Genomic DNA, 23,853 nt, shown 5'->3' with positions numbered 1-23,853 from the left:
CCCACAACTGGAGGTCGCGCCAGACTCGATGGCATGAAGGCGACTACGATCGTGCCCGGCTTGACCATCACGAGCGAGATGTTCGAGGTGGCCTCAGCCGGAGTCGAGAGCCACCTACCGGAACTCGCGCCACTCACCTGGGAGCAGTTCGTCAGCCCGGCCGGTTGGACCCTCGTCCCCGACGACCGGGGCGACGCCTACAAGGCCGAGCTGGTCCTGCGCCGGACGGCAGCGAGCACCGTGAAGATCAACCTGTGGCGCCTGCCCGACCGGCGGGGCGGCGACCGGGCACGCCCCCACGATCACCCCTGGGCCTTCCGCTCGCATGTTCTCCTGGGCGGCTACGACGAAGACCGCTACGCCCCGCAGGGCGGGCAGGTCGTGACCAACCTAGGCATCAGCCACGCCAGCGGCACGGTGAACGATCTTCCTCTCGCCCTCTACCACGAGGTCACCGAGGTACACGAGCCGGACCGGACGCTCACCTTGATAGTCTGCGGAACCGGGAGCACCGGCCAGTGGGGCTACCTGGACACCGACACCGGCGAACACGTCTCTACAAGCCCCACCCCGGACTTCGTCAGCCGGCTGCGCGCCCTCAACCCGCACAAAAGCTAATGAGGCTCACGACCGTCAGCGATTCTCGGGGCGACCGCTGCGCCGACGGTGTGCAGTCCGTCCGCATCAACGATGGCCTGACCAACATCGCTTGCCCGCCTGTCCTCCATCCTCGATAGCCCGGCCGCTGCCGAACTCGGGAAGCGCATCGCCGCCCGCGCATGATCAGCCACCCGACAGGCTCTGAGGGATCTGTGGCGGGAGGCGGACAGGCTGTCGTCGCTGACCACGGCTCTGCCGACCCATGCCGCCCCCGCTCCCCCACCAGCCGAAGAATCCCTCTCGTGACCACCGCCGACCCCTTATCGCTTCAGGACCCTCCGCTCGGCGCCGTCCTCGAACCGGTACTGGACCAGGCGACCTCGGAGATCGAGGCCTTCCGGAGCGGCCCGGAGCTCGTCCGGTTCAAGCGCAGCGTCCACGGCAGCATGGAGCCGGTCACCGAACTCGACCTGCGCCTGCAGGGTCTGATCACCGCTGCCCTGGGTCAGGCATGGCCCGGCCTACTACCCGTCTGCTCCGGCGTCCTGTGCCCATGGCCGACACCTTTGAAAACGCACCGCAGGTATGGAACGCGGCGCAGCTCCGCGAAGCAATCAGGGGCCTGCCTGATGATGTTCCCATCCATATCGGCGCGCTGAAGACCCGGGGAGCTTCGATAGATACCGCGATTGTGTGCTGATGAATGCCCGCCACGTGGAGAACTGGTGGCCAGCAACCTCCACCACAGCTGAACGCACGCAGACTGAGAAGGCATTCACGCTCTTGGGCCTTGCCCCAAGGAGTGGACACCCGTTCGTGTTGTTATGCGGCAAGTGTCAGGGTAGCTGACTGCTGCTCGTAAGCGATCGGTGCCTGCTGTCCGTTCGCCGAGTGCCGTCGGCGGGTGTTGTAGCGGGTGGTCCAACGGAAGGCCGCCAGGCGGCAGGCGCGGGTTCCGTCGAAGCGGCGGGCGCCACGGAGCGTCTCGCGTTTGAGGGCCGCGTTGAACGACTCGGCGAGTGCGTTGTCGGCGCTCGTGCCGACCGCGCCCATGGACTGCCGTACCCCCAACTCGGAGCAGACACCAGCGAATTCACGATAGGTGTACTGCGCCCCGTGATCACTGTGGAACACCGCGCCGGCCAGGCTGCCGCGGGTCGCGGCGGCGGCCCTGAGCGCTTCGGTGACCAGCGAGGTGCGCATGTGGTCGGCGATCGACCAGCCCACCAGACGGCGTGAGAAGCAGTCGATCACCGTCGCCAGATACAGGAACTCGCCGTCGCCCACGGGCAGGTAGGTGATGTCCCCCGACGTACTTCATGTTTGGCGCGCTGGCGGTGAAGTCGCGCCGGAACAGGTCCGGCACCGGGGTGGCGGACGGTTCGGGCACAGTCGTGTCCTGCCGCTTGCGCAGCCGCAGCCCGGCGATGCCGAACTTACACATGACCCGTCCGACGCGCTTGTGGTTCACGTGCTCGCCGTCGTCGCGCAGCTCGGCGGTGATACGGGGGCGGCCGTAGGTGCCGTCCCACTCGGCGTGGATATCCCGTTCGGTGGCCATTTTCTGATTCTCCTTGCGCACGGTCTTCAGTTCCGCACGCAGGGCCGCTATCTCAGCCACCAACTCCTGCCTCGTGACCTCGCTCACCAGGGCGTCCTTTGTGCTCGTGGCGCCGCTTGGACCGCGGCGGTCCCGCTCGGCCCGCACCCAGTTGCGCAGCGTCTCCCGGCTGATCCCCAAGCCCTTGCCGATGCCCTCGAAGGTGTGGCTCGGGTCCGACAGGTACAGCGCGACAGCGTCCGCCTTGAACTCGGGCGAGTAGACCTTCATCACCATAAGATTGCGGTACGCGATGTAATGCCCTTTTCGGGCTTGGGGTTGGGTGAGGGGCCCTGGTCGGTTGGGTGGGCTGGCGGTCAGGTGCGGGGCTGAGTGAACAGGCCGGGTTCGGGTTCGGTGACGATGCCCCGTGCGACCAGGCGTTTCAGCTTGCACCGGATGCCTTCGGTGTTCTTCGGGAGGATCGGCAGGTCGAGGGCCTCGCACGGATCGCGGGCTCGCATCGGACGACCGGCGTCGGTGAGGGCGGTGAGTATCTGCTGGTAGGCCGGGTGGTCCGGCACGTCGGGGCGGGGCGTCTCGTCGGCGGGCGCCGGAGCGGGGATGGCGAGGAGGGTCTCGCGGGTGATGCGCAGGCTCTCGCTCTCCGCGTCGAGTTCGCTGAGGCGTGCGGTGAGTTCCTCGACGCGGGAGCGGAGCTGTCCGGCCTGCTCACCGAGTTCGCGCTCACGGGCCTCGATATATTCCAGGACGGCGCTGATCTGCGGGTTCTCGGTCACGGTGTCCTCCAGGCGGGCACTGTGGCGCCGGTGAGCCGGCGGGCCATGACGGAGGTCATCACCCAGAAGACACGGGAGCGGGAACTGGCGAGACGGTGTTCGTAGTCGCGGACCAGCCGCTGGTAGAACATCAGGATCCCGTTCGTCTGTTCCACCACCCACCGCTTGGCCTGCGGGACGAAGCCCTTGTCGGCCGGGTTGCGTTCGACGATCTCGACGTCGATGCCGTGCCGTTCGCCGTGCTCGACGACGCTCTTCTTGAACCCCTGGTCGACCAGAGCCTTACACACCGTGTCGGCCTGCTCGGCCACGCCGTCCAGCAGCGCGATACCGGCGGCGTTATCGTGCGCGGAAGCTGGCAGCACGACTGCCTCGACGACCAGGCCCAAAACGTCCACGGCCAGGCATCTCTTGCGGCCCGGCACCCTCTTCGCGGCATCCCGGCCGGTCGTGGTGGCCAGCACACCGACGGCTGCATGAATACTCTGCGTGTCCAGAACGACGAGGCTCGGGTCGGCTAATCGCCGCTTCTTCTCCCGTAGTTGCCATCGCAGAAGATCGTGGATGGTCTGGTCGGTACCGTCGTCGCGCCATTTGTAGCAGTAGTACTTCACCGCACCGGCGGGCGGCAGATCGTGGGGCAACAGATCCCGCTGACAGCCGGTGCAGTCCTGGTACAGAATCGCGTTCACGATCTCCCGCATCGCGTATCTGCCCTGGTGACCACCGATCGACGGGTGCCCGGCCTTCCAAGCACTGATCACGGGCTCGACTAACACTCACTGCTCGTCGGAGACATCACTCGAGTACGGCTTGCGATCACCCATCCCGTCACCCAAGCGAATCCCGAACGCTTGACCGACCATGACGCCCCAACGTCACCCCATCGAGCGATGACAAGCCAGGCATAAGGTCACGTACCGCACTCTAAGAGATCCCTCCTCCCCGGCCCCTGGCGGGGCCGGGCTCAGAGGTGTCCACCACTCGGGGACAGGTCCCACCGTCCGGCAACCCCGGGGGGGCCGGGCAGGCATCGGGCCGCCGGCCGGTACAGCGGATGCGGGACCGGGAAGAGGCCACCGCATCACACTGGTCTCTATCGCCTGAGCCACGGACCGTCGCATACCAGCGCGATGCTCCCCCGGCCTGCCTGACCAGTACGACACGCCCCGCCACCGTGGAAACGCAGGCAATCCGCCCGGCCCTCTGCAGTCCCCGACACCGACCGACGCGCCAACGAGGTGGCACAGGGTCACCAGCAGTCCGGATGGACCGCGTCACCGGTCCCGACACAGATCCCAGCCCCCGAGACCCCAAAGTCAGCAGGCGTCCGTCCAACGGCGCAAGGATCGCCTTACGAGCCGACGGCGCGGTCTGTTCACCGCCAGCCGTACAGGCCGCGGCGTGTTCCGACTTCGCCCATACCGCCGACTGCAAGTGCTGTTTTCGGGAGGCACTCCACAACGGTCAGGAGACTGTCCCGGCCTCCGACCGGCGGCTGCTCCTCCAGATGTTCCTGCGCGTGAGGGCCAGCGACGGCTCGGCCGCGTAGCTGGCGGAGGCTCCCTGCAGATCATCATCGCGCCAACTGGAATACGGCTGCGGCCACAACGGTGCCGACGACCGTGCCTGCGATGACCTGGGCGCGAGTATGGTCTCGCAGTTCGGCTCGGGACCATCCGACGATGATGACCAGGAGGAATCCAAGGGCCATCCAAGCCCCGTAGGTCTGGATCAGCATGGCGCAAGCTCCGGCTGATACCGCCTGGTGCACCGAGATCTTCCATACCAGTGTGACCACAGCGAGGATCGCCAGAGTGGCGAGCATTGACACGATGAGCGCGATCATCGTGCGCGGTGCCCCACATACAACCATCACCACGATGCCTGTGGCTACGGAGAGCAGGATGACGGCCATGACGATCAGCCTGGCGCGCTTGGCCCCGACATGACGATCGCCCCAATGGCCCTGTCGGATGCCGTACTTGATGAAGGCGATGGGAATGATGGCGGCGAAGAGCGCGCCGACAGCTCCCCACGCAACTCCGGTCCACTGGGCGGCGTGCCAGCCGATCAGGAGCGTGACGGCGATGATCCAGTTCTTAGGCTCAAGCCAGTCCGTGACCCGGCGTGCCAGCTTGGACTCTTGGTTCCGAATTTCAGTTGCCACGGCGAGAGGTCCTTTCCTGGCCGACCGCAAGGACGGTGGCAGACGGGTCTTCCTGGCGGGAGAATTCGGCAACAACTGGCGAGGACGAGTAAGCGCGGGATACAGCGCGAAGCCACGCGATTTCGCTCGACCGGCCCCTTCCAGTGACACCGAGCGGCGGGTACGTAACTCCCTTAAGTTGAACCCCTGTTGGTGCAGTTCGCGCAGCGACGGAAAGCCAGGACGCTTCCGCGACAACGTCAATCTCTGCACCATGCATGCCACTTCGCTGGGCGAAGGATCGGGCGCGCTCGTGGAGCTCGACCGAAACGTACTCACGGAGCGCGAGGCCGGCATCTTCAATCTCGATGACGCAGCGTTCAAGCCTGAAGGGGACGCGCCTCTTGGCGATGGACGCGGAGAGAACTACGTAAGGTGCTGCCTCCGTGAGTTGACGCCACAGGGGCTGGAGGCGGCGAAGCGTGTTCCAGGACGCGACGTACTCCACGGCGACGGAAAGCGGCGGCAGGCAAACGCCTAGCGCAATCGACAAGATGGCCAGTTGCTTGAGGTTCGTGGAGAGAAGATCTTCCAGCTCGGGATTCTCGGCCCCCGTGGAGAGTTGCACAGTGACGAATCCGATGCGCTGCAGGGCGTAGAGGCTCCCGAGCATGGTGCCGAGCCCCAGGAGCCCGAGGCCGGCTTTCCCAAGGAGGGTGCGACTGTGCCGAACTCCTCCGAGGAACAGCCATGTCGCAACGATCATGGCCACGCCGATGTACAGCGTGAAGACGGCCATGTAGAGAACTGGGTATATGGCGCGCTTACCCTCTCCGACCCTCACGGCCCCTCCTGGCATCCAGTTGGCCAGCGCGTAGAAGGCGAGCATGAGGGGCAGAGTGGTGCCGATTGCCGTGATCCGGGTGCGGCGTGCCAGGCCCTGCGGCCGGACGACGGCGATGACGAAGTCGAGGAGGTATGCGGCGGAGGTGACACCGAGGAGGTGCTTCAGCAGCGGGGGCACCCCGGTGACACCGACGTGGTCGTTGATGGCTGCCTTGATCTCAGGGACTTCGAGGGTCATCGCCGCAGCCAGGGCCGCGAGCGTGAGTGCGAGGCTGCGTTGCTTGTGGGAGTGGCGGATGGACGGCAGGCGCCACAGGGTTACGAGCCACAGCGCGCAGGCGATGATGGTGGGGGCGTTCATGAGCGGCGGTTCTTTCTGGGATGGACCAGGGCGTCGTCCAGTCGCGCCATGGCGCCGGACCGCCCCTTGTCCCGGCCGGAGTGGGCGAGCTCCTGAAACAGTTGCCCGAGGCACGTGGCAGCCATCTCGGCGTCGTACTCGGTCTCGCTGTCGTAACTGGTCCGGCCAAGTACAGTGAGCACGGCGGAGGGGTCGACGCTCTCCGGCATGATCGACAGGAGCGACTCCACGACGCTCACGTTGTCGCCGGCGTGCCCGAGCAGGAGGTGTGCCAATTCGTGGCGCACTATTTGTGCGCGATGGCGCTCGCTCGTCGCCGCGACGTGAAATATGTGATCTTCACTGTCAAACGCGAGCACAATTCCGCACGGGGTATCCACGCCACCCCGGTCTGGCAATTCATGGAGGTGCAGAGGGCGCCCGCGCCTGATCGCCAACTGATGGCATATTTCATCCACCGCATAGGGGTCAGGTATTTCGATGCCCTGCAGTTGCACCTCGCATTGTCTTCTCAGCTGCGCTTCTCTTCGCACATAGCGCCGATTAAACATGAAACGAGATCCTTGCTCCCCCGAGCAAAAGCATTTTCACAGTCTTTGAGGGGCGCACGCGAATTCCTTGTGGCCTGAGCGGAGCCTTACACAAGGCGCACTACAAACCAAGGAGATCTTTAAGGACTCAAGAAGGCAAAACCGTCAAAACGGTATACTAAGTGAGCTAGGTCACGTCACTCGCCAGGATTGTCGAGCCCTTCCAGGCGGCGCGCCTGAGTGACCACCGACGCGATCATCCTCAAGCTGTCGGCCGAGAGGCCGTGGGCTCGCAGTGCAATCCCGCGGACTTCACTGTCCCTGACGGCCTCGATCAGTTCGAAAGCCGCCGGGACCTTCTCAACTTCCTCGGCATCAAAATCGGGAAAGAAGTATTCGGGCTTGACCTTGAAGTGACGCGCCAGAGCCTCGATCGTGTTTTTCGTCGGGTTGGGCTTCGCGCCGGAGCGGATCGATGCGATGGTGCTCGCCGCCACCGTGATGCCGTCCCACTCACCGGCGGCGTCGGCAATAGCCCGAGACACCTCGGCGTTGGTGTACCGGTTCCCGGTCGCCGGGTTCTTCCTATCGAAGAGGCGGTTGAGCCTCTCGGCGAGGCTGGGCTGCCCTCCGAGCGCCGCGGCAGACGCATCGGCCGATCCGCTGTCCTCCGCCATCACCCGGCTCCTCTCATCGACGCCCCCACACTCAAGCGCCACTCTAGTAGACATCTGCACTCAAGTCGCACCACGGAACACTTCAGTATTGACACTCCTGGATCACTTTGGTGAAGTTCCACGCACAGCAACACCAAAGTGTTGCCGCGCATGTCAGGGGGCCGCCGGCCGACGCCCTGAGGTGTCCCCTTATGCCCAAGGACCGCTGATGAGCCACCACCACGCGCCACTCGCCGCCGCGCGACTTCTACAAGGATTAAGAACCAAGTCTGGATCTTGACGGCAGGGTCGTGGCATGTTCGTCGTCCCCCGGGCAGCCCGCCCGGCTCGACGAAAGCGGAATGGCAACATGCGGCCACTCGGGACCTCGTAGGCCCGGATCCACAGCGCTCGGCGCCCGAGAGGTGCAACTCCCGGACGCCGAATGCTGAACGGCATATCCGCCCCGGCAAGGGCGAAGTCGCCACCATCACCACGCTGATCCCTTCCACGGGGCGCGTCAGCGTGGCAACCACGGGAGAGTCTTGCATGCGCTGCGCCATGCGCAAAAGTCCCTGCGGTCTGACCTGCACGGCAGCCGCCCAAACCTCCATTGAACCGGCACACGCCCCCTGCCTGACGCGTAGGAGCGGCCGATGAGCGCCGACGCCCGCGAGTGGGTGTGGGAGCACAGCGCCAGCCGGGGAAACGCGCGCCTGGTCCTGCTGTCGATCGCCGACCGGGCTGGCGACGAGCAGTGCGTCTCGTGGGCCTCACTGTCCAGTCTGGCCAAGCGAACGCGCGCCTCCGTATCCACAGTGCGAGAAGCCATCGGCCGACTGCTCGAAGACGGTGAGCTGGAGCAGCTCGACGACCTCACCGGTCCCCAGCGCAGCACGGTCTACCGCCTGCCTCTTGCTGCGAAGGCCGCGGCACGAGCTGCGAGGGAGCAGGAAGAGGACACCGACCCGGCGTCGGCTGACGAAGCCGGCCTGCCGCTCCGCATCTCAGCGCTGCGGCGGTACGGAATCCGCCCGCGTGAGGTACCGGAATCCCCCGCGAAGGGCCGGAAACCGGCAGGTCCGGAAACCGGCAGGTCCCGACGGAAACCGGCACCTCGACGTACCGGAACCCGGCACAGCGGTATGCCGGAATCCGGCACACAGAACCGTAGTGAACCGGAATTGAACCGGAGGTACAGCAGTAGTGGTACCGCCGTCACCCCGGCCAGCGAGTGGCAGGTCGACCCAGACACCCACGCCTGGACCCGCCAGCAGGGACACCTCGACCGCCTCGGCGAGGAGGGCCTGCAGGCAGCCGATGCGAAGTGGCGAGTCCACCGTGCCAACTTCAAGCCGCGGTCACCGGGAGCCTGGGCTGCCGACTGGCGCTCCTGGATCGCCCGAGAGCATGCTCCGGGGCACCCAAACCTCTACGCCCTGCCGGGCAAGGGCCACGCTCAGCCGGCCGGCATGACTCGGACCGAGGCGCACCAAGCTGCTCTCCTCGCCGCCCTCGAAGAGCCGACCGGAACGGAGTAGCTACCCCATGGATCGCCGCGAAATCGCCGCCCTGCTGGCCTACATCGGCCGGCTTGACCCCCGCACCATCCGCACCGATCCGGGCGAGGCCCGCGACCAGCTCGCCCAGTGGCACGAGCTGCTCGGCGACGTGCCGATGGCCACGCCGCACGGCTGGGACGCCCGCGTCGCTGTCCGACAGCACGTCCGGCTCTCGGCGTACCAGATCCTGCCCTCGGACATCGGCCGCCCGTGGGAGAAATACCGGCGCGACCGTCTGGGCCGGCACTCCGACCCCACTCCCAGCGTTGATCCGGACGACCAAGCGGCCTGGACCGCCGAGCTGGTCGGCACTCGGCGGGCCGTGGCCCTCGGTATCTCCCAGCCCGTGCAGGCCCGGGGGATCACCAGCGGTCGCCGCGAGGTCGACCCGGAGTTGGAGGCTCGGTTGCGGGAAGTCGGCTCCTGCATACCGGCTGCGGCCCGGGCCACCCTGGCGCCCTGGCGAACCGCCCGCGTGGCCCGCGAGGCAGCGGTGGCCCAGGGGAAGCTGGATGCTCTCTCGGTCCGCTGCGAATGGTGCCAGGCCCAGCCAGGCGAGCCGTGCTCCCGCAGGCGGGTCGGTGCCGATGGCGGAGCGCGGGGCAATGCGCCACTGGCCAGCCCGCATCCCAGCCGCCTCGACCTCGCCGCCGCCCAGCAGGACCAGGCCGCTTCGCAGCCTTCGATGGCCTGACCGGCACGCCGATGCACCCCGTCCGGTGCATGGGCCACAGCACCACCTCCTCGCCCCGGCTGCGACGGCACGACCGGCCGACGCAGCAGCACATCGGAGACCGCCTTGCGCCACATCACCACCTACAACACGCCGCCCAGCGGACTGCGCGGTATCGGCGACACCAGCTGGCACACCCACGGTGCGTGCCACGGCATGGATGTCGAGGACGCTGACGCGGTGTTCTTCCCGGGCCCCCGGGCCCACGAAGACATCGCCGAGGCCAAGGAGTTGTGCGGCTGGTGCCCAGTACGCCGCGACTGCCTCAACTACGCCTTGGAGAACGGGCTCAAAGAAGGCATCTGGGGCGGGCTCACCGAGGCCGAGCGAGGCCCCTGGCACGACGGACTGGCCCAGCGCCTCGACTACCAACGTGTGACGGCCTTCTTCGTGGGACGCGACGTACACCTGACCGCGGCCGAGCGGCAGATCGTCATCGACCACGCCTACGTCCGGGGATGGCGGCCCGGCCGGCTCGCCGTCGCTCTGCGGATCAGCCACACGCACGCCCGTGACCTACTCCGTCAGGCCGCCAACAAGGTGTTCGACCGCGACCGCACCCACGGCGTGCCCCGGCCCAAGAAACAGCGGCAGAAGGCCACCCCGCCCGCAGGCGGCCCTTCGCCCGCCAAGCCCGGCACACGCCAGCCGGTCTGCCGCCCGGTGACGTCCACCGCGTCGCACACCCCTCTCGGAAAGGCCGCATGACCCATCCCGTCCTGTCCCTCAGCGCCGCTCCGGACCTCTCTCTCCTCCTCGCGGCCGGCGTGCCCGCCGCCTTCGCCCTGGTGCTGGCCGCCTGGACGATCCGACGCCGGAACACGTCGCAGAAACGTTTCGGCGGCCCGGCGGTCAAGGTCGCGGCCGTCGCCGCCCTCGGCTGCACCGCCTACAGTGCCGACACGAGCTGGCGCTTCGCCGCCGACTACCTCGACATGGCCGGCACCGCCGAGCGGGTCGGCATGTTCGCCGCGGCTGAACTTGCGCTCTTCGCAACCGCGCTGATGGCACGGCAAAATCTCGCCACCCAGGGCGCCCCCGGTCTGCCGGGCACTCTGGTCTGGGTGATCACCGGAGTGCAGGTGATCCCCGCCTATGCCGAGAGCGGTCTCATCGGGGGCACGGTCCGAGCCTTCGTCGGGCCAGTCATGGCAGCGATGCTGTGGCACCAAGCCATGGGAATCGAACTGCGCCTGCGCACCCCGGGCGCCGCCTCCCACGGGTTGATCGCCACCCTGGGGCGGGAGGCGCGCGAGCGGCTGCTGTCCCGCCTCGGCATCGCCGCGCGAGACCGCGACGCCGCGCAGATCACCCGGGACCGGGCCACCAGCCGCGCGGTCGCCCTGGCCGCCCGCCTCGCAGGGCGCACACCCGAGCAACAGCGGAGCCGGCGCGGCCGACGGCTTACCCGGCGGCTGTCGAAGGCGGTCGGCAGGGCTTCGGTCGGCACCGATCCCCTGCAGCGCGCGCAACTGCTCGATCAGCTCGCCGCCCGACGGCACGCGCTCGCGCTCGCCACAGTCCCGCTGCCCTCACCCTGGTCCCCGGAACACAGCACCGCAACAGCCACGGCCCCCTTGCCGCAGACCACGAGAGCACCCGTCCCCGTAGCCGGTCCCGACGAGTCGGACGGGGACCGGGGACCGACCAACTCAAGGGGACCGGTCCCCGAGATCGCGGACTCGAAGGTGTCGTCAAGCGCGGGGACCGAGGGCGACAACGGTGGGACCAGAGTGGGGACCGGGGCCCCGGAGACGGACACGGTCCCGGGGACCGGTCCCGCCGATTTGGAAGCCTCGGCGGGGAGCGTCGGAAGCGTGGGGACCGACCTTCCTACGCGAGAAGTACCTGCTCAGGGCCCTGATTCTCATCGGGGACCGTCCGCCGCCGAGTCGGGGACCGAACCCACCGGGGACCGGGGACCGACCGACACCGACACGGAGACCGAACCCACCGGGGACCGGGGACCGACCGACACCGACACGGAGACCGAACCCACCGGGGACCGGGGACACAAGGTGCCCCTCCGGCGGAAGCCGACCACAAAGATCAAAGGGAAGCGAAGTGGCCGGTCCCGCAGCCCGCAGACGCAGCGTCTGCCGCGTGAGCCGGAGCAATCCGTGGACGAGCTCGTCCAGCAGGTCCGCCCCCACGTGCCGTCCCTGCTTGAACGGGACGGCAACGAGGCCATAACTCGGGTCCAGCTCCGGGAGATCCTGCGACGCGAGGGCCTTCGGGGCGGCCGGAATGAGCGGCTGAGCCTCGTCCTCCGGGAACTGCGGAGCGATAACACCAAGAAGACAAGGAGCACCGTCCGATGAAGACCTGCCACCGGTTCGACACCGTCCGCGCTGAGTACGAGCGGGAGATCGGCTACATGCTCGCCCATTCCGAACGGCACCAGGGCAGGCCGGCAGCAAAGTCCAGCGCGAAGCAAGCCGCGTCCACGAAAGCGCGGATGGCCAGGGCACTCACCAGCCACGTCGGGCGCTGCCCTGAGTGCGGCTGAACCAGTAAAACCCCAGCTCAACGCCCCAACCCGCGACGGTGGCCCGGCTGTTTGCCGGGCCACCGCCCCGCTCCAGGAGACACACGTGATCCCGCACCCCACCCGCTCATCCGAGCCCACGACCGCCGAGGCCAGCGCCTGGGCGGACGTCCTTGTCCGCCGAGGGCTCCTTCACACCGCAGTTCTCGCTCCTACGGGCCAGTGGCTCGTCCAGTTCCAGCACGACGGCCCCGTCCGTGTCCTCATGGGACCGGTCGATGTTGTCGACCTGGCCGCCACCATCCAGCACCGCATCCGCTCTGCGAGGCCCGAATCCCGATGACGCATCCGCCCCGGAACGCCAACACCCCGGAACCTGCTCGTGACCTCAACTCGGTCTCAGGGAAAGCAAGTTATCGGCCAAGCTACTCTTCCCCGCCGGGGAAGGCAGCTTGGCCTTCTCCCGCCCCAGGGGTGGCGGGAGCGGACCAGCACCGGGGGGCGCTGGACCGTCAGGCGGCGACCGAGGGCGGATCGCAGCCAGGGGTGGAGAAGCCGCCGCGCCACGCAAGCGCCGCTCCCGCACCCACCGCGCGTAAGCGCTCCCCCCAGAAGAACAAGCGCGCACGCATCTGCAACATCCGTCTCAACGACGACGAATGGAGCAGGCTGACCACCGCAGCACGTACTTCACGCAAGAGCCTGCCCGCCTACCTCGTGCGCGCCGGCCTCGCTGCCGCCGACGACTCCGAGAACACCGCCGCGGTCATCGCAGGCCACCGAGACCTGATAGCCGAGCTGTTCGCCGCCCGTCGTCATCTCGGGCAGGTCGGCAACAACTTGAACCAGGTCACCCGTGCCATCAACAGCGGCGGACAGCCGGCGGAAATCGACGTCGTCGTTTCGGCCGTTCAGCGAGCAGTCGCCCGCGTGCAGGCAGTCACCGACCGGATGCTGGAACAGGATTGATCGAGCGGCTCATGCAGACCACGAGGCCCCGCCGACCAGCAGGCCGCGGATGTCGCGCCGGACCGCTTCCTGGAAGCAGTCGCGGAGCACTCCGACCTCGCCCTTCAGGGCGAGGATCCCTGCTGTGTCCCGTGGGTCCGCAGTCGTGACGTAGTCGCGGGCACGTCGCAGACCCCGAAAGACCTCGTCGGCCGCCCGAACGACATCGAGCGGAGCCAGGACGTGGATCCGCTGTCGTGTGCCACCGAGGCTGAAGCCGGAAAATGCCGCTTCGGCCAACGTCTCGCGTTCGTCGGCCGACGTGGTCCGCAGCACGCGCAAAAGATCCCTTCCCGTTTCCTCCATCGCGACCAGGTACTCGGCATACAGCTCTGTACGCAGCTCCAGCAGGCGCACGACCGCCTCCCGACGCCACCGCCGACGATCCGCAAGCGCCGTCGCACCGGCCCCGAGCAGGACTCCCAGCAGCGCGGCAAGAGGCGATATCCAGCTCATGCGTCGGAACTTCCCGCCCCCGACACATGGAACGCCTCCTTCCCACTGACCATCCCATTTGACCAATCGATCGAGGACAGCAGCGTGATTCCCCGGATCCAGAAGCGCGGCCAGCGCACCATCGGCCTCCTCTATTACCTATACGGGCCCGGCAAGTTCGAGGAACACACCGACCCGCACCTGGTCGCTTCCTGGGACCACAACGCTCCCGACCCCGGCCGCGACGCCACCGCAACCCTGAAGCAGCTCCAGCAGCTCCTGGACCAGCCCGTCGAGAACATCGACCAGGCCCTGCGGCCGAAGAAGCATGTGTGGCACCTGTCCGTGCGCAACAGCGCCGAGGACCGGATCCTGACGGACGAAGAGTGGGGCGATGTCGCCCGTCGCATGGTGACCGCTGCCGGTATCGACGCCCCGGATACGGGCGCGGGCTGCCGGTGGGCAGCAGTCCGGCACGCCGACGACCACATCCACATCGTCGCCACCCTCGTCCGCGAGGACGGATACAAACCCGACCTCGACAACGACGCCGTCCGCGTCCAGGCCCAGGCCCGCACCCTCGAAGCAGAGCTCGGCCTGCGTCGCCTCAACAAGGGGGACGGCACGGCAGCGAAGCGCCCCACCAGCGCCGAACGCCACAAGGCAAAGCGTCAGGGCCGCAAGCGCACCGCACGGGAGGAACTACGCGAGACCGTACGCCAAGCGGTGACCGGCGCCCGGAGCGAAGAGGAATTCTTCAGCCGGCTGGCCGCCGCCGGTCTCCTGATCCGCACCCGAGAAGCCCCCTCCGGCGACTTGCTCGGCTACAAGGTGGCTCTTCCCGACGATCGCAACAAGGACGGCGAGCCCGTGTTCTACCCGGGCGCGCGCCTCGCCCCCGACCTGTCCCTGCCCCGGATACGGGAGCGCTGGTCCACCGACCACTCGGCCCAAATCCCACCCACAGGTACTCCCGGCCTGGCTGCACCGAACAGCCCGTCTGCCGCGCGTCGGCAGACCGCATCAGCCGCATGGACGGCGATAACGATCATCGAACAGGGGCGGGACACCGTCGCCGCCGCGTACATCGCGTCAGCCGGCGAGGTACTGGACGCGCTCGCGAAAACGTCCGCCGCCCACACCCGTCGCGAACTGCGCGACGCCGCCGCCGCGTACGAGCGCGCCTCCCGCTCCCACACCCGTGCCGAGCGGGGACACGACCGTGCCCTGCGTCAGGCCGCCCGCGACCTCGTCCACGGCGGTCCCGCCCTCGGCCGCGGCGAGGACGGCGCAACCACCGCCATGGCGATCGACATGCTGTTCTTCCTCGTCACCGCAGCCATGCACTGGCACGCGAAGAACGGCCACGCGCAGCAGGCCGCCGCCGCCCTCCAGGCCGCCGAACACCTGCGCTCCGCCTATCGGGCCGCCGCCACTCAGCCCCTCACGGCGCTCTACCAGCGCGGCCAGCGCCTGAATCGCCCCCTGCTCCAGCGGCAGACAGCGATGCTGCGCGAGACGCTGCCAGAACTGGCCGAGAAGATTCTCACCGAGCCCAGCTGGTACGCCCTGGCCACGACCATCGCGGACGCCGAAGCCACCGGCCACGACCCAGCCACCCTCCTGGCCGACGCAGCAAAGCGCCGCGAACTCGACACCGCAGACTCGGTCAGCGACGTACTGGTGTGGCGACTGCGGCATCTCGCCGATCTGCCTGCCGACACCTCTGGAGCGTCCGAACACGGCACGGCGAAGGGTCCGTCCGCCATGCGCCCTGCAGCGACCCGCCCCACCTCACCTGGCCCGCACCGCGGCGAAGAAGCAGCAGGCAACACACGATGAACTCCCCAAACTGCGGCAGCGTCTACGCACGGTCGTCGCTGACGTCGAAGCGGCCGAAGAATCGGACAAAGAAGCTCGGTGCGAGGTGGTGAGGTGGCTCGGGACCATCTTCCAGCCTCGTGGAACATGACTGTGGACTTTGTGAATTGAAACCGTCCGCGACGTGAGGGACGATCATGACGCGTGCAGGACGAATCGAAGGAGACGCCAGGGTGTTTCACCGGATACGCCGCCGGGCCGCGGAGCCCAGCGAGATGCAGAGCCGGTACTCCGCGCTGTCGGCGCAGCTGGAGGGCCAAGTACCGCCGGAGATCGAGCGAGCGCCTGCCGAACCGGAGCACGCCGAGTCGTCCACCACGGTGGACGACTTCCTCCCGCCGGAGCTGCGCGTCCCCAGCCACGACCAGCTCGATGGCCGAATGACCTCCTGGAAGCAGCCCCTCGTCATCGATGGCGAGATGGTCGCTTGTGCCGAGTGCGGCGCATACCGGGACTGGCTCGTCCTTTCTACCCGCGACCAGATCTGGCTGCGCTGCCGGGCCGGCCACCAGCAGCAGGAGATCCGTCTCGACACCGCCTGGTACAACCGGCACACTGGCGCTGAGGGCACGAGGCACGCCACGTTCGAGGACTGCCTGCGCCACCTCGGCCACTGACCCCCACTCCTACGACCCAACCGGGCCCCGGGCCCGCACTGACCACCCGTCGCCTAACCAAGGGGTCAGTTCCAGCATGCGCGTTCGCCACACCGCCGCCCTCGGCTTCACCGCCCTCACGCTCCTCACCGTGCCCGCCTGCTCCACCGACACCACCGGAGCCAAGCCCGCCACCGTCTCCTCCGCCCAGGCTGGGCCACCGGCCGGTGCCGCCCAGAACACCGCTCCGCTGTCCTCCGCCGCATTGAAGACGCGCCTGCTCGTCGAGAGCGACCTCGGCAGCGGCTACCTTCGCAAGCCGGATCGCTCCGCCCGGCACGACGACGTGACTGTCGTCGGCTGCCCCGCTCTGAACGAGCTGGGCGGCGATGCCGCAACCGGTGGATCACTAACTTTCCCGCACCAGGCGAAGGCCGTCTTCACCTACACGGGAGGCAGCAACTCGGAGTTCACCGAGGAGCTGTACAGCGACAGCGCCGGGAAGCTGTCGGAAAGCATCGGCCGGATCTTCGACGCCATGACCGGGTGCCCGACGTATCAGGTCGTCGCCGGCGGGACCGCGATCGACATGGCCACACAGAAGCTGACCGCACCTCACCAACTCGGTGACGAGCAGTGGAGCCAGCTGCTGACGTTCTCCACCGGTGGGCAGAACACCATGGTGAAGCAGACCGCGATCCGCGACGGCAGCGTGCTGCTGATCGTCTCCGGCTCCCCAGACCTCGTCGACCGCCATCTCGACAAGGCCCTCGCCAAGGCGACAGCGGCCAGCTGACCCGGTCGCACGACATGCTGCTGCCCCCGACCCTCGCTTCGCGGTCGGGGGCAGCAGCCCGTTTGCGTACAACCTCTCACCGAAAAGCAAGAAGCCCGGCCTCCCATCGGAAAGAGGCCGGGCTGCTTACGACGGGTCGACGGCGGGCACTGAAGGCTAGCTGGCCGGCGCACGCAGGAGTCGCTCCTGCGTGGCCTCGGGCAGCACTCGGCGTAGTACCGGTGCGGTCGAGCTGAGCGAAGCGGCGAAGGCGGCGACCAGGTCGTGGGGCGCGCTGGCGCCGAAGGACACCGCCCACAGGCACGGTGCACCCAGTGCGGGCTCCGCCCATGCCTGCCATCCGGCCGGTCCCGCCTCGTCGGCCTCGGTGATCAGGACGCGCGGGTCGGCGTCCTGGATGAGGTGCGGCACCTCGCCGAGTCTTAGGCGGGAGGTGAACGTCGGGTCCGTCGCCGCCGCCTGGGGCTGGTCGATGTCGCGGAGCCATCCGTGTACGGCGACGGCGTCGAGGACCAGCTCGGGGCCGGCGAGCGGGACAGCAGGCTGGTCGCGGGCATCGAGCGCGACGAGGAAGTCGACGAGGACCTCCCCGGGAACGTTGGGCGTGAAGTAGGCCGACCATGCGGCGAGCGGGCTGCTCCTGTCCGCGCGGGCGGAGACCTGCCAGGCGATCGGCAGGTCCCCCAGGTGGAACGGCTCGTCCGGCAACACCCACTGGGCCCATCGGAGAGCGTCGGGGCTGACGTGCAGGACGGTGCTGCGCAGGACCTGTCGGTCCTCCGGCGCCTCGTCCGGTTCGTGCCGGCCACGGACGATCGCCAGACTCATCCAACCCAAGCCGGAGAGCGGATCGGCGACGGCGTCGTAGAGATGTCCGTCGTCACCGGCCAGGTGCCGGGGGCCGACCCAGTACGCTGGCTGGGCGCCGGTCGGGGAGGGCTGGTCGAGCGGGACTTCGGGGTACAGAAGCGCCTCCAAAGGCTAGGTTCGGATCTACTCACCGCCAGCCCTGCGGCGGGGGCGGCGCAGGGGTGCCTGGACCGGGGCCTGCCAGGCCAGGGCAACGGCGACTTCGGGTGGCAGATGACCGAGCTGGGTGTCCGCTTCCCGTCCTTCAGCGATGTAGACCACGGGCTGTCCGGTTTCGTCCGCAGACAGCACGACCTGCTCTACTCGGTGAGCCATCGGGAAGAAGGGGTTCATTGCCAACCGGACCGGAGTGCTCCGGTCGCAGGCGAACAAGAGGTCTATGAGGTCTCCGACGGTCATGTCCGTGCGATTCACGAGCATCCTCCCAGAATGTGCTGGCGCGATGGGGTAGGGCGCGTGATGCCACCAGATACAGGCAACACCGCCAGCGGAAGACGTCCGGCCATCACAGTCGCCGCGAGGTCTCCAGTACGCGCGCCACGGCGGCGGCGACGATCTCTGCCGGTGTCTCGGTACCAAAAGACATGCGGTAGCCGCGTACGTTGGCCGTGCCGGTGACGGCGACTATCCATCCCTCGCCGTTGCTGCCGGGGCGACCGAGCGGGAACCAGCCGAGGTAGAAGCAGCCATCCTTGCTGCTGACATGCACATCTGCTCGGTCGTCCACAATCAGGTGGAAGTCCTCGCCCGAGAACTGGTCCAGGACGAGCGTGGGCTGGCCTGGGCCGAGCCGCCAATCACGCAGCCGCAGGGATTCGGCTGTGGCGGAGAATCCAGGATTAATCGGAGTCACAGTCACAGGCAATCACCTCTCTGACCTGGGATTTCCTGCAAGGTCGTCTACGTTGACATGGTCTCGCAGGCGTTGGCCAGTCATTCGGGGATCTTTCCTGTCTGCCCCGGGCGAACTGCATTCTGCGTTCTCTGTGGGATCTCAGATCGCGTGGCCAACTCTCACGGCCAGTCGCCGCTCCGTGCCCGGTCGGCCACGGGACTGAGACTGGCGTCGGCCTGTTCACTCATGCCAAAGCAGCCCCATTTTCACCAAATGCCGCCGCACGCAGCCCTGTTCGTCATACCCTCAGCTCGTGCCTACGCACAGTCCTCCTGCACTCACCCATGTCCCGGCCACCCCGGATCGGGACAACGCGCAGGAGGTTCTGCATGCGCAAGCACACGGAGTGGCTTCACCGGCTCGGCCGACGCGATCTCGCACTGATCGTCATCGCTGCATTCGTATCTGCGGTGGCGGCCAAGATCGTGGACGTCGTAGCGTAGAAGCCGACCCCGATGTTTGAGCCATCGGGGTCGGCGGCTCTGCGGCCGCTTCCACAGGACCCCTGTCCTGCACCGACCTGGTGTAGGACAGGGGCATCCTGTTCTGCGAAGAACGAGCAAAAGCTTGTTGGCGGTCAAGCCCTGCACGGCATCTCATCTGTTCGCAGAAAGAGTTGCTTAGGTTCTCATCTCTTGGCGGGTAATCCCGAGCGTAGTTGATTGCGGTAGTCCACGGGACCTGAACCGTAAGTCTTAAGAGTCGAACCGTAAGTCTTAAGAGTCAACGACATCTCATCTTCGCTCTCGAAGCGACGGTCACCGCCCATCCGATGGGATACACCGCCCGCTACGAGGCTACGGACTGCGCCGCCCGCCAGGATGCGCCGAGTGCCGCGAGTCGCCGGCGCAGCACATCACGCTGAGCCTCCAGGACCTCGGAGGCTGGAGAGAGGAGGTAGACCGTTCCCTGGTGGTGGCGGAAGCCGAGGCCCTCCCAGCCGCGAGTGATTTTGGCTGTCACGCGCTCCCACTCAGCTTGATCACGCAAACGCGCGCCGGTGAGGTCGGTGACGCCCGGCGAGCACACGATGGCACGGCACCCTGGCATCAGCCGGAGGATTGCCTCCAGCGCGAGGACCACACCAAGGCCGTGCCCACGCCAGTCTTCGTCCAAGGTGACGCGATCCATGACGAGCAGGCCAGATCCCACGTACTCCAGCTCCTCGTTGGCGGACTCGTTGAAGTTCCCGGTGTCCGGGTCAAGGACGGCCCGGGCGATCTCGTAGAGCTCTTCCGTTTCCTCCTCCAGCGCCCAGAAGGCGTTCTGGCCACGATCAACATGAACCCGGAAGAAGGTCATGCTCCCCACCTCAATGCCGTCCCGTGCGTACGCCGGGCAGAGAAGGGTGGCGCACTCGCCGGGCGCGGCAGGGCACCGGGAGCCGTCGTGCACCCCGTGGCCGTGAAGAACGGCCACGTCCCAGCGCTCAAGAGCATCCGCATGAGGGGTGTCGAGCAGCGCGTCCGCAAAGCTGATACGCAGATGGAGCTCGGACGGGTCGCCTGGCGGTCGGAGGGCATCAGTCACGACGGCAGCCTAGGTCCTGTCCGGCCGATCATGGGCGGAGCCGCAAGTCCTCGCCGTCGCGGTCACGGTGCAGCGGAAGACGCAGGCCCGACGTTCTGACGGGTCGTCGGCGGTGGTGACCGGCGGGCTGCCGTGTTCAGGCCGTGGTGGTCCCCTGCGCAGGGCTGAGCCCTTCGACGGCAAGGCGGAAGAGGCGGTCGGCCTGTGCCGCAGGTTTGCTGTGGTGTTCGGTAGCCAGCGCCACGCCGACACTGAGGGTGCGCAGGTCGTGGAAGGTCACATCGGGCCTGACCGCCCCGTCGCGGATGGCGTGCTGGAGCAGGGGCGTGCCGGCCTCTTCGAGTGCGGTGCCGCAGGAGTGTGGGGCGGGTTCTTCGGTGGGGGGCTCGTAGGCGAGGGCGTCGGCGAGTCCGCGGGCGGAGACGGCGTACTCGACGAGACCGTGGAGCCAGTCCAGGAGTGCGGCGCGGCTGTCGTCGGTTCCGCTCAGTCGGCGGGCGCGCTCGCAGAGGTTCTCGACGCGCTCCTGGAAGACGGCTTCGAGCAGGGCCTGGCGGGTGGGGAAGTGACGGCGCACGGTGGCCGATCCGACGCCGACGGTGCGGGCAATCTGTTCGAGCGAGGCATCGGCGCCGTGCGTGGCGACCTCGGCTTCGGCGACGGCGAGGATGCGCTGGTAGTTGCGGCGGGCGTCCGATCGCTGACCGGTCATGATCTCCTCATTTGCTAAACGGCGGGCCCCGCCATATTTTAGCCCCAAGAAAACGGTGGCCCCCGCCGTTTTTGTTCGCCGGTCTGCGAGGAGCGAGAACATGACCACCGACGCCGCACCTGTCCTCGTCACCGGGGCTACCGGCCGCCAAGGCGGGGCCACCGCCCGCGCCCTCCTAGCCGCCGGTACGCCGGTACGCGCGCTCGTACGCAACCCTCACTCGGAGCCTGCCCAGGCCATCGAGGCGCTGGGCGCTGAACTGGTGAAGGCGGATCTTTCCGACCGGTCCTCCCTGGACCCGGCCGTCGAAGGGGCCCGCGCGGTGTTCTCGGTGCAGATGCCGCCCATGACCGAGACCAGTGTCGACTTCGCGGGAGAACTGGAGCAGGCCACCCACTTGATCGACGCGGCGAAAGCGGCGGGAGTGCGGCAGTTCGTCCAGTCCTCGACCAGCGGGGTCGGTGAGCACACCCGGGCCCCCGGCTGGGCCCAAGGGCGGTGGGCCGCGATGGAGGGCTACTTCGACACCAAGCAGGCGATCCTGGAGGCGGTCCGCAGTGCGGGCTTCGACCGCTGGACAGTGATCAAGCCTGCGTTCTTCATGGAGAACATCCCCGCGCTGGTGCCCGACGGGCCCGGCGGTGGCCTGGCCACGGTGCTGCACCCGGACACGGAACTGGCACTGGTGTCGCCTGAGGACATCGGCGCGGCCGCCGCTCACGCTCTCACCGACCCCGACCGGTTCCACGAGGTGGAGCTGGAGCTGGCCGGCGACCGGCTCACGATGACACAGATCGCGCAGACCTTGTCCGCGGTGTGGGGCATGCCCGTCGTCGCGCCGTCGATGAGCGTGGAAGAGGCGCTCGCGGCGGGCATGCCGACCTGGGGCGCCGGACATGAGTGGAACAACGCGGTCAGCCAGCCGGCGCGGCCCGAGTTCGCCCGAGCGCTGGGGATCCCGCTGACCACGTTCGCCGACTGGGCACGTGAGCAGCTGACGGCCCCGTCCCGCTAGGACTTGTCCGGTTGGCTTTGTTCACGAGTTCCGACAGCAGATGTGCAGCAGTTTCGACAGCACCCCGACGGAGGTGCTGTTCGATTGACGGACATCGCTTCTTGAGCAGCCGCCGAAAAGTCCGCCAAGAGCGCGGCTCAGGAGGGCGGTCGGGGCCGAAGCGCGCGCTGCCCGCCGGGGGCGTCCCGGCGGGCAGCGGGCTTCCCGGTCTGCTCAGGTCGGGTCGGCGGGCAGGACGGCGTAGGGGTGGACCGCGATGCGCATGGGCGGTTCGGCGAGCAGGCCGATGATTTCGTCGCGCAGTTCGTCGGCCAGGGGGCTGTTCTCGTAGGCGTCCTTTGCCTCGTGGCTGCGGAACACCTCCATGTTCCACAGCACGTCGGGGTCGTCGTCCTCCCGGGCGATGATGAACCGGTCGGAGGCTCCCGACTTCTCCATCCCCACGGTGGCCAGCTCGAAGAGCTTGTCGCCGAGTCCGGGCTTGGCGCGCATCTTGATGATGTACGCGGGCTGGTCCCGTAGGTCCATCTCGTGCTCCTCCTGTGTCGCGGCAGGGGTTCCAGTACGCACTGACATCACCCCTGGAACGTTGTTCCAGAATGAGAATGGAACGGCATTCCAGGCATGTCAAACTGGCAGTGTGATAACACCAACGACGAAGAAGAAGACCGAGCGACGTGCCAGCGCGCTCTCCCGCGAACGGATCGTCGAGGCCGCCATCGACGTGCTCGACACGGCTGGTGAAAACGGCCTGACCTTCCGGGCCCTGAGCGAACGCCTGGCCACCGGTCCTGGCGCGATCTACTGGCACGTGGCCGGCAAGGCCGAGCTGCTGGCTGCGGCCGCCGACCGGGCCGTCACCCTCTCGCTGGACACCGAACCCGCCGACGGGCCGGCCAGCGGGCTGCACGCCACCGCCCTGGGCCTCTTCGACGCGATAGCGGGGCACCCTTGGCTCGCTTCCCAGCTCACCGCCCAGCTCTCCCACAACCCCGCAGGTCCGGCGACGACGCGCCTTTTCGAGGCCATCGGCCGACAGGTCCGCGCGCTGGGCGCTCCCGCGAGTAGCTGGTTCACCGCGACGACCGCGCTCCTGCACTACATTCTCGGTGCCGCCAGCCAGAACGCCGCGAACGCCGAACGTGCGCGCGGTCTCGACCCGGATACCGGACGTGGTGTGTACCTCGACACTGTGGCCGAGGCGTGGAGCCGGCTCGATCCGGAGGACTACCCCTTCACCCGGGCGGTTGCGGACCAGGGGCTTGAACATGACGACCGGCTGCAGTTCATCGCCGGCATCGACCTCATCGTCGCAGGCATCCTGGGCCGGCAGGCACACTGATCCGCACCTGCTGACGGCCACGGCGGGCCACCGTCTACTTCACTCTGGCCGGCAGGCGCTGTTCGAGTCTGAACGCTCCCTGGGTGCTGTCGAAACTGCTGCACATCTGCTGTCGGAACTCGTGAACAAAGCCACCGCGATCAAGAAGTGGCTGCTTGCCCACCCCCGGTTCCATCTGCACTTCACACCGACCGGCTCATCCTGGCTGAACCTCGTCGAGCGATGGTTCGCCGAACTGACAAACAAGCAGATACGGCGCGGCGTTCACAGGTCCGTCCGAGCCCTGGAGAAAGACATCCGCGACTGGATCGCCGCCTGGAACACCGACCCGAAGCCTTACGTCTGGACGAAGACCGCAGACGAAATCCTCGAACGCCTCGCCTGTTATCTGAACAGAATTCCCGACTCAGAACACTAGCCTCGATCTTGCATGACGGTCCGTCGATTTCTCCGGCGGGCCGTTTCTCTGTTGCGGGCTGGTTGTGAGAATGGTGGTGGCCCGGCTGTC

General features: G+C 67.6%; 27 protein-coding genes and 3 pseudogenes. 15 read left to right on the top strand and 15 right to left on the bottom strand.

Features of this window, described 5'->3' with window-relative positions:
- The first annotated feature begins 33 nt into the window (after positions 1 to 33).
- Both ACF08M_RS38120 and ACF08M_RS38115 read left to right on the top strand, forming a co-directional pair.
- Positions 34 to 618 carry a hypothetical protein gene (locus ACF08M_RS38120; protein ID WP_392189890.1) on the top strand — a complete coding sequence of 195 codons (585 nt, stop codon included), beginning with the start codon at positions 34 to 36 and terminating at the stop codon, positions 616 to 618.
- A 244-nt stretch (positions 619 to 862) separates the two neighbouring features.
- Positions 863 to 1,449: pseudogene (locus ACF08M_RS38115) on the top strand (DUF6225 family protein).
- On the opposite strand, the pseudogene ACF08M_RS38110 reads toward ACF08M_RS38115, so the two are convergent.
- From ACF08M_RS38110 to ACF08M_RS38085, 6 genes and pseudogenes are all read right to left on the bottom strand, one after another.
- Positions 1,423 to 2,437, bottom strand: a pseudogene (locus ACF08M_RS38110) (IS3 family transposase). The pseudogenes ACF08M_RS38115 and ACF08M_RS38110 sit on opposite strands and share 27 nt — an antisense overlap.
- Positions 2,438 to 2,517: 80 nt before the next feature.
- Positions 2,518 to 2,940 carry a hypothetical protein gene (locus ACF08M_RS38105; RefSeq protein ID WP_392189889.1) on the bottom strand — a complete coding sequence of 141 codons (423 nt, stop codon included), beginning with the start codon at positions 2,938 to 2,940 and terminating at the stop codon, positions 2,518 to 2,520.
- A complete protein-coding gene (locus ACF08M_RS38100) occupies positions 2,937 to 3,719 on the bottom strand; it encodes an IS5 family transposase (protein ID WP_392189888.1) in 783 nt (260 codons plus the stop codon). The genes ACF08M_RS38105 and ACF08M_RS38100 overlap by 4 nt, the downstream gene beginning before the upstream one ends.
- A 797-nt stretch (positions 3,720 to 4,516) precedes the next feature.
- Positions 4,517 to 5,110, bottom strand: a complete 594-nt coding sequence (locus tag ACF08M_RS38095) for a hypothetical protein (protein WP_392189887.1) — start codon at positions 5,108 to 5,110, stop codon at positions 4,517 to 4,519.
- Positions 5,100 to 6,296 carry an MAB_1171c family putative transporter gene (locus ACF08M_RS38090; protein ID WP_392189886.1) on the bottom strand — a complete coding sequence of 399 codons (1,197 nt, stop codon included), beginning with the start codon at positions 6,294 to 6,296 and terminating at the stop codon, positions 5,100 to 5,102. The genes ACF08M_RS38095 and ACF08M_RS38090 overlap by 11 nt, the downstream gene beginning before the upstream one ends.
- The gene (locus ACF08M_RS38085) at positions 6,293 to 6,571 is read right to left on the bottom strand and encodes a hypothetical protein (RefSeq protein ID WP_392189885.1); all 279 of its coding nucleotides are present in this window, start codon (positions 6,569 to 6,571) and stop codon (positions 6,293 to 6,295) included. Before ACF08M_RS38085 ends, ACF08M_RS38090 begins: the two co-directional genes overlap by 4 nt.
- Before the next feature lie 3 nt (positions 6,572 to 6,574).
- On the opposite strand from ACF08M_RS38085, the gene ACF08M_RS38080 reads away from it, so the two are divergent.
- Positions 6,575 to 6,925, top strand: a complete 351-nt coding sequence (locus ACF08M_RS38080) for a hypothetical protein (RefSeq protein ID WP_392189884.1) — start codon at positions 6,575 to 6,577, stop codon at positions 6,923 to 6,925.
- Between the two features lie 98 nt (positions 6,926 to 7,023).
- Here the strand turns inward: ACF08M_RS38080 and ACF08M_RS38075 are convergent, their stop codons facing one another.
- The gene (locus ACF08M_RS38075) at positions 7,024 to 7,503 is read right to left on the bottom strand and encodes a transcriptional regulator (protein WP_392189883.1); all 480 of its coding nucleotides are present in this window, start codon (positions 7,501 to 7,503) and stop codon (positions 7,024 to 7,026) included.
- A 635-nt stretch (positions 7,504 to 8,138) separates the two neighbouring features.
- On the opposite strand from ACF08M_RS38075, the gene ACF08M_RS38070 reads away from it, so the two are divergent.
- The 5 genes from ACF08M_RS38070 (at position 8,139) to ACF08M_RS38050 (ending at position 12,286) form a co-directional block, all read left to right on the top strand.
- Positions 8,139 to 9,023 (top strand): helix-turn-helix domain-containing protein, encoded by an 885-nt coding sequence (locus ACF08M_RS38070; RefSeq protein ID WP_392189882.1) that lies wholly within the window; start codon positions 8,139 to 8,141, stop codon positions 9,021 to 9,023.
- 7 nt (positions 9,024 to 9,030) lie between these two features.
- A complete protein-coding gene (locus ACF08M_RS38065) occupies positions 9,031 to 9,738 on the top strand; it encodes a hypothetical protein (protein ID WP_392189881.1) in 708 nt (235 codons plus the stop codon).
- A gap of 105 nt (positions 9,739 to 9,843) precedes the next feature.
- A complete protein-coding gene (locus ACF08M_RS38060; protein WP_392189880.1) occupies positions 9,844 to 10,485 on the top strand; it encodes a WhiB family transcriptional regulator in 642 nt (213 codons plus the stop codon).
- A complete protein-coding gene (locus tag ACF08M_RS38055; RefSeq protein WP_392189879.1) occupies positions 10,482 to 12,098 on the top strand; it encodes a hypothetical protein in 1,617 nt (538 codons plus the stop codon). The genes ACF08M_RS38060 and ACF08M_RS38055 overlap by 4 nt, the downstream gene beginning before the upstream one ends.
- The gene (locus ACF08M_RS38050) at positions 12,095 to 12,286 is read left to right on the top strand and encodes a hypothetical protein (protein WP_317865163.1); all 192 of its coding nucleotides are present in this window, start codon (positions 12,095 to 12,097) and stop codon (positions 12,284 to 12,286) included. Before ACF08M_RS38055 ends, ACF08M_RS38050 begins: the two co-directional genes overlap by 4 nt.
- Before the next feature lie 106 nt (positions 12,287 to 12,392).
- On the opposite strand, the gene ACF08M_RS38045 is transcribed toward ACF08M_RS38050, so the two are convergent.
- The gene (locus ACF08M_RS38045; protein ID WP_392189878.1) at positions 12,393 to 12,575 is read right to left on the bottom strand and encodes a hypothetical protein; all 183 of its coding nucleotides are present in this window, start codon (positions 12,573 to 12,575) and stop codon (positions 12,393 to 12,395) included.
- Positions 12,576 to 12,811: 236 nt separating this feature from the next.
- Here ACF08M_RS38045 and ACF08M_RS38040 point away from each other — a divergent pair, with 236 nt between their 5' ends.
- Positions 12,812 to 13,234: a plasmid mobilization protein gene (locus tag ACF08M_RS38040; protein WP_392189877.1), complete on the top strand. Its 423-nt coding sequence runs from the start codon at positions 12,812 to 12,814 to the stop codon at positions 13,232 to 13,234.
- 9 nt (positions 13,235 to 13,243) lie between these two features.
- On the opposite strand, the gene ACF08M_RS38035 is transcribed toward ACF08M_RS38040, so the two are convergent.
- Positions 13,244 to 13,729: a hypothetical protein gene (locus tag ACF08M_RS38035; protein WP_392189876.1), complete on the bottom strand. Its 486-nt coding sequence runs from the start codon at positions 13,727 to 13,729 to the stop codon at positions 13,244 to 13,246.
- 84 nt (positions 13,730 to 13,813) lie between these two features.
- On the opposite strand from ACF08M_RS38035, the gene ACF08M_RS38030 reads away from it, so the two are divergent.
- The 3 genes from ACF08M_RS38030 (at position 13,814) to ACF08M_RS38020 (ending at position 16,981) form a co-directional block, all read left to right on the top strand.
- Positions 13,814 to 15,550 (top strand): relaxase/mobilization nuclease domain-containing protein, encoded by a 1,737-nt coding sequence (locus ACF08M_RS38030; protein WP_392189875.1) that lies wholly within the window; start codon positions 13,814 to 13,816, stop codon positions 15,548 to 15,550.
- A gap of 212 nt (positions 15,551 to 15,762) precedes the next feature.
- Positions 15,763 to 16,206, top strand: a complete 444-nt coding sequence (locus tag ACF08M_RS38025; protein ID WP_392189874.1) for a hypothetical protein — start codon at positions 15,763 to 15,765, stop codon at positions 16,204 to 16,206.
- A 76-nt stretch (positions 16,207 to 16,282) separates the two neighbouring features.
- Positions 16,283 to 16,981, top strand: a complete 699-nt coding sequence (locus ACF08M_RS38020) for a hypothetical protein (protein ID WP_392189873.1) — start codon at positions 16,283 to 16,285, stop codon at positions 16,979 to 16,981.
- Between the two features lie 156 nt (positions 16,982 to 17,137).
- On the opposite strand, the gene ACF08M_RS38015 is transcribed toward ACF08M_RS38020, so the two are convergent.
- The 5 genes from ACF08M_RS38015 to ACF08M_RS37995 form a co-directional block, all read right to left on the bottom strand.
- On the bottom strand, positions 17,138 to 17,959 hold the full coding sequence (locus ACF08M_RS38015; RefSeq protein ID WP_392189872.1) for a DUF317 domain-containing protein: 822 nt from the start codon (positions 17,957 to 17,959) through the stop codon (positions 17,138 to 17,140).
- A 15-nt stretch (positions 17,960 to 17,974) separates the two neighbouring features.
- Positions 17,975 to 18,250 (bottom strand): hypothetical protein, encoded by a 276-nt coding sequence (locus ACF08M_RS38010; protein WP_392189903.1) that lies wholly within the window; start codon positions 18,248 to 18,250, stop codon positions 17,975 to 17,977.
- A gap of 106 nt (positions 18,251 to 18,356) precedes the next feature.
- Positions 18,357 to 18,710, bottom strand: a complete 354-nt coding sequence (locus tag ACF08M_RS38005) for a DUF317 domain-containing protein (protein ID WP_392189871.1) — start codon at positions 18,708 to 18,710, stop codon at positions 18,357 to 18,359.
- 825 nt (positions 18,711 to 19,535) lie between these two features.
- Positions 19,536 to 20,276 (bottom strand): hypothetical protein, encoded by a 741-nt coding sequence (locus ACF08M_RS38000; protein WP_392189870.1) that lies wholly within the window; start codon positions 20,274 to 20,276, stop codon positions 19,536 to 19,538.
- 136 nt (positions 20,277 to 20,412) lie between these two features.
- The gene (locus ACF08M_RS37995) at positions 20,413 to 20,988 is read right to left on the bottom strand and encodes a TetR/AcrR family transcriptional regulator (protein WP_392189869.1); all 576 of its coding nucleotides are present in this window, start codon (positions 20,986 to 20,988) and stop codon (positions 20,413 to 20,415) included.
- A gap of 100 nt (positions 20,989 to 21,088) precedes the next feature.
- Between ACF08M_RS37995 and ACF08M_RS37990 the strand changes: the two genes are divergently transcribed.
- Positions 21,089 to 22,003 (top strand): NmrA/HSCARG family protein, encoded by a 915-nt coding sequence (locus ACF08M_RS37990; RefSeq protein ID WP_392189868.1) that lies wholly within the window; start codon positions 21,089 to 21,091, stop codon positions 22,001 to 22,003.
- A 213-nt stretch (positions 22,004 to 22,216) separates the two neighbouring features.
- Here ACF08M_RS37990 and ACF08M_RS37985 read toward each other — a convergent pair whose 3' ends face one another.
- A complete protein-coding gene (locus ACF08M_RS37985; protein ID WP_392189867.1) occupies positions 22,217 to 22,531 on the bottom strand; it encodes a putative quinol monooxygenase in 315 nt (104 codons plus the stop codon).
- Positions 22,532 to 22,646: 115 nt separating this feature from the next.
- On the opposite strand from ACF08M_RS37985, the gene ACF08M_RS37980 reads away from it, so the two are divergent.
- Positions 22,647 to 23,345 carry a TetR/AcrR family transcriptional regulator gene (locus ACF08M_RS37980; protein ID WP_392189902.1) on the top strand — a complete coding sequence of 233 codons (699 nt, stop codon included), beginning with the start codon at positions 22,647 to 22,649 and terminating at the stop codon, positions 23,343 to 23,345.
- A 124-nt stretch (positions 23,346 to 23,469) separates the two neighbouring features.
- Positions 23,470 to 23,763: pseudogene (locus ACF08M_RS37975) on the top strand (IS630 family transposase); the annotation flags it as partial.
- Positions 23,764 to 23,853 lie beyond the last annotated feature (90 nt).

This window comes from Streptomyces sp. NPDC015032, from assembly GCF_043080425.1.
Taxonomy (GTDB): Bacteria; Actinomycetota; Actinomycetes; order Streptomycetales; family Streptomycetaceae; genus Streptomyces.
This window is presented reverse-complemented; position numbering and strand designations above follow the sequence as displayed.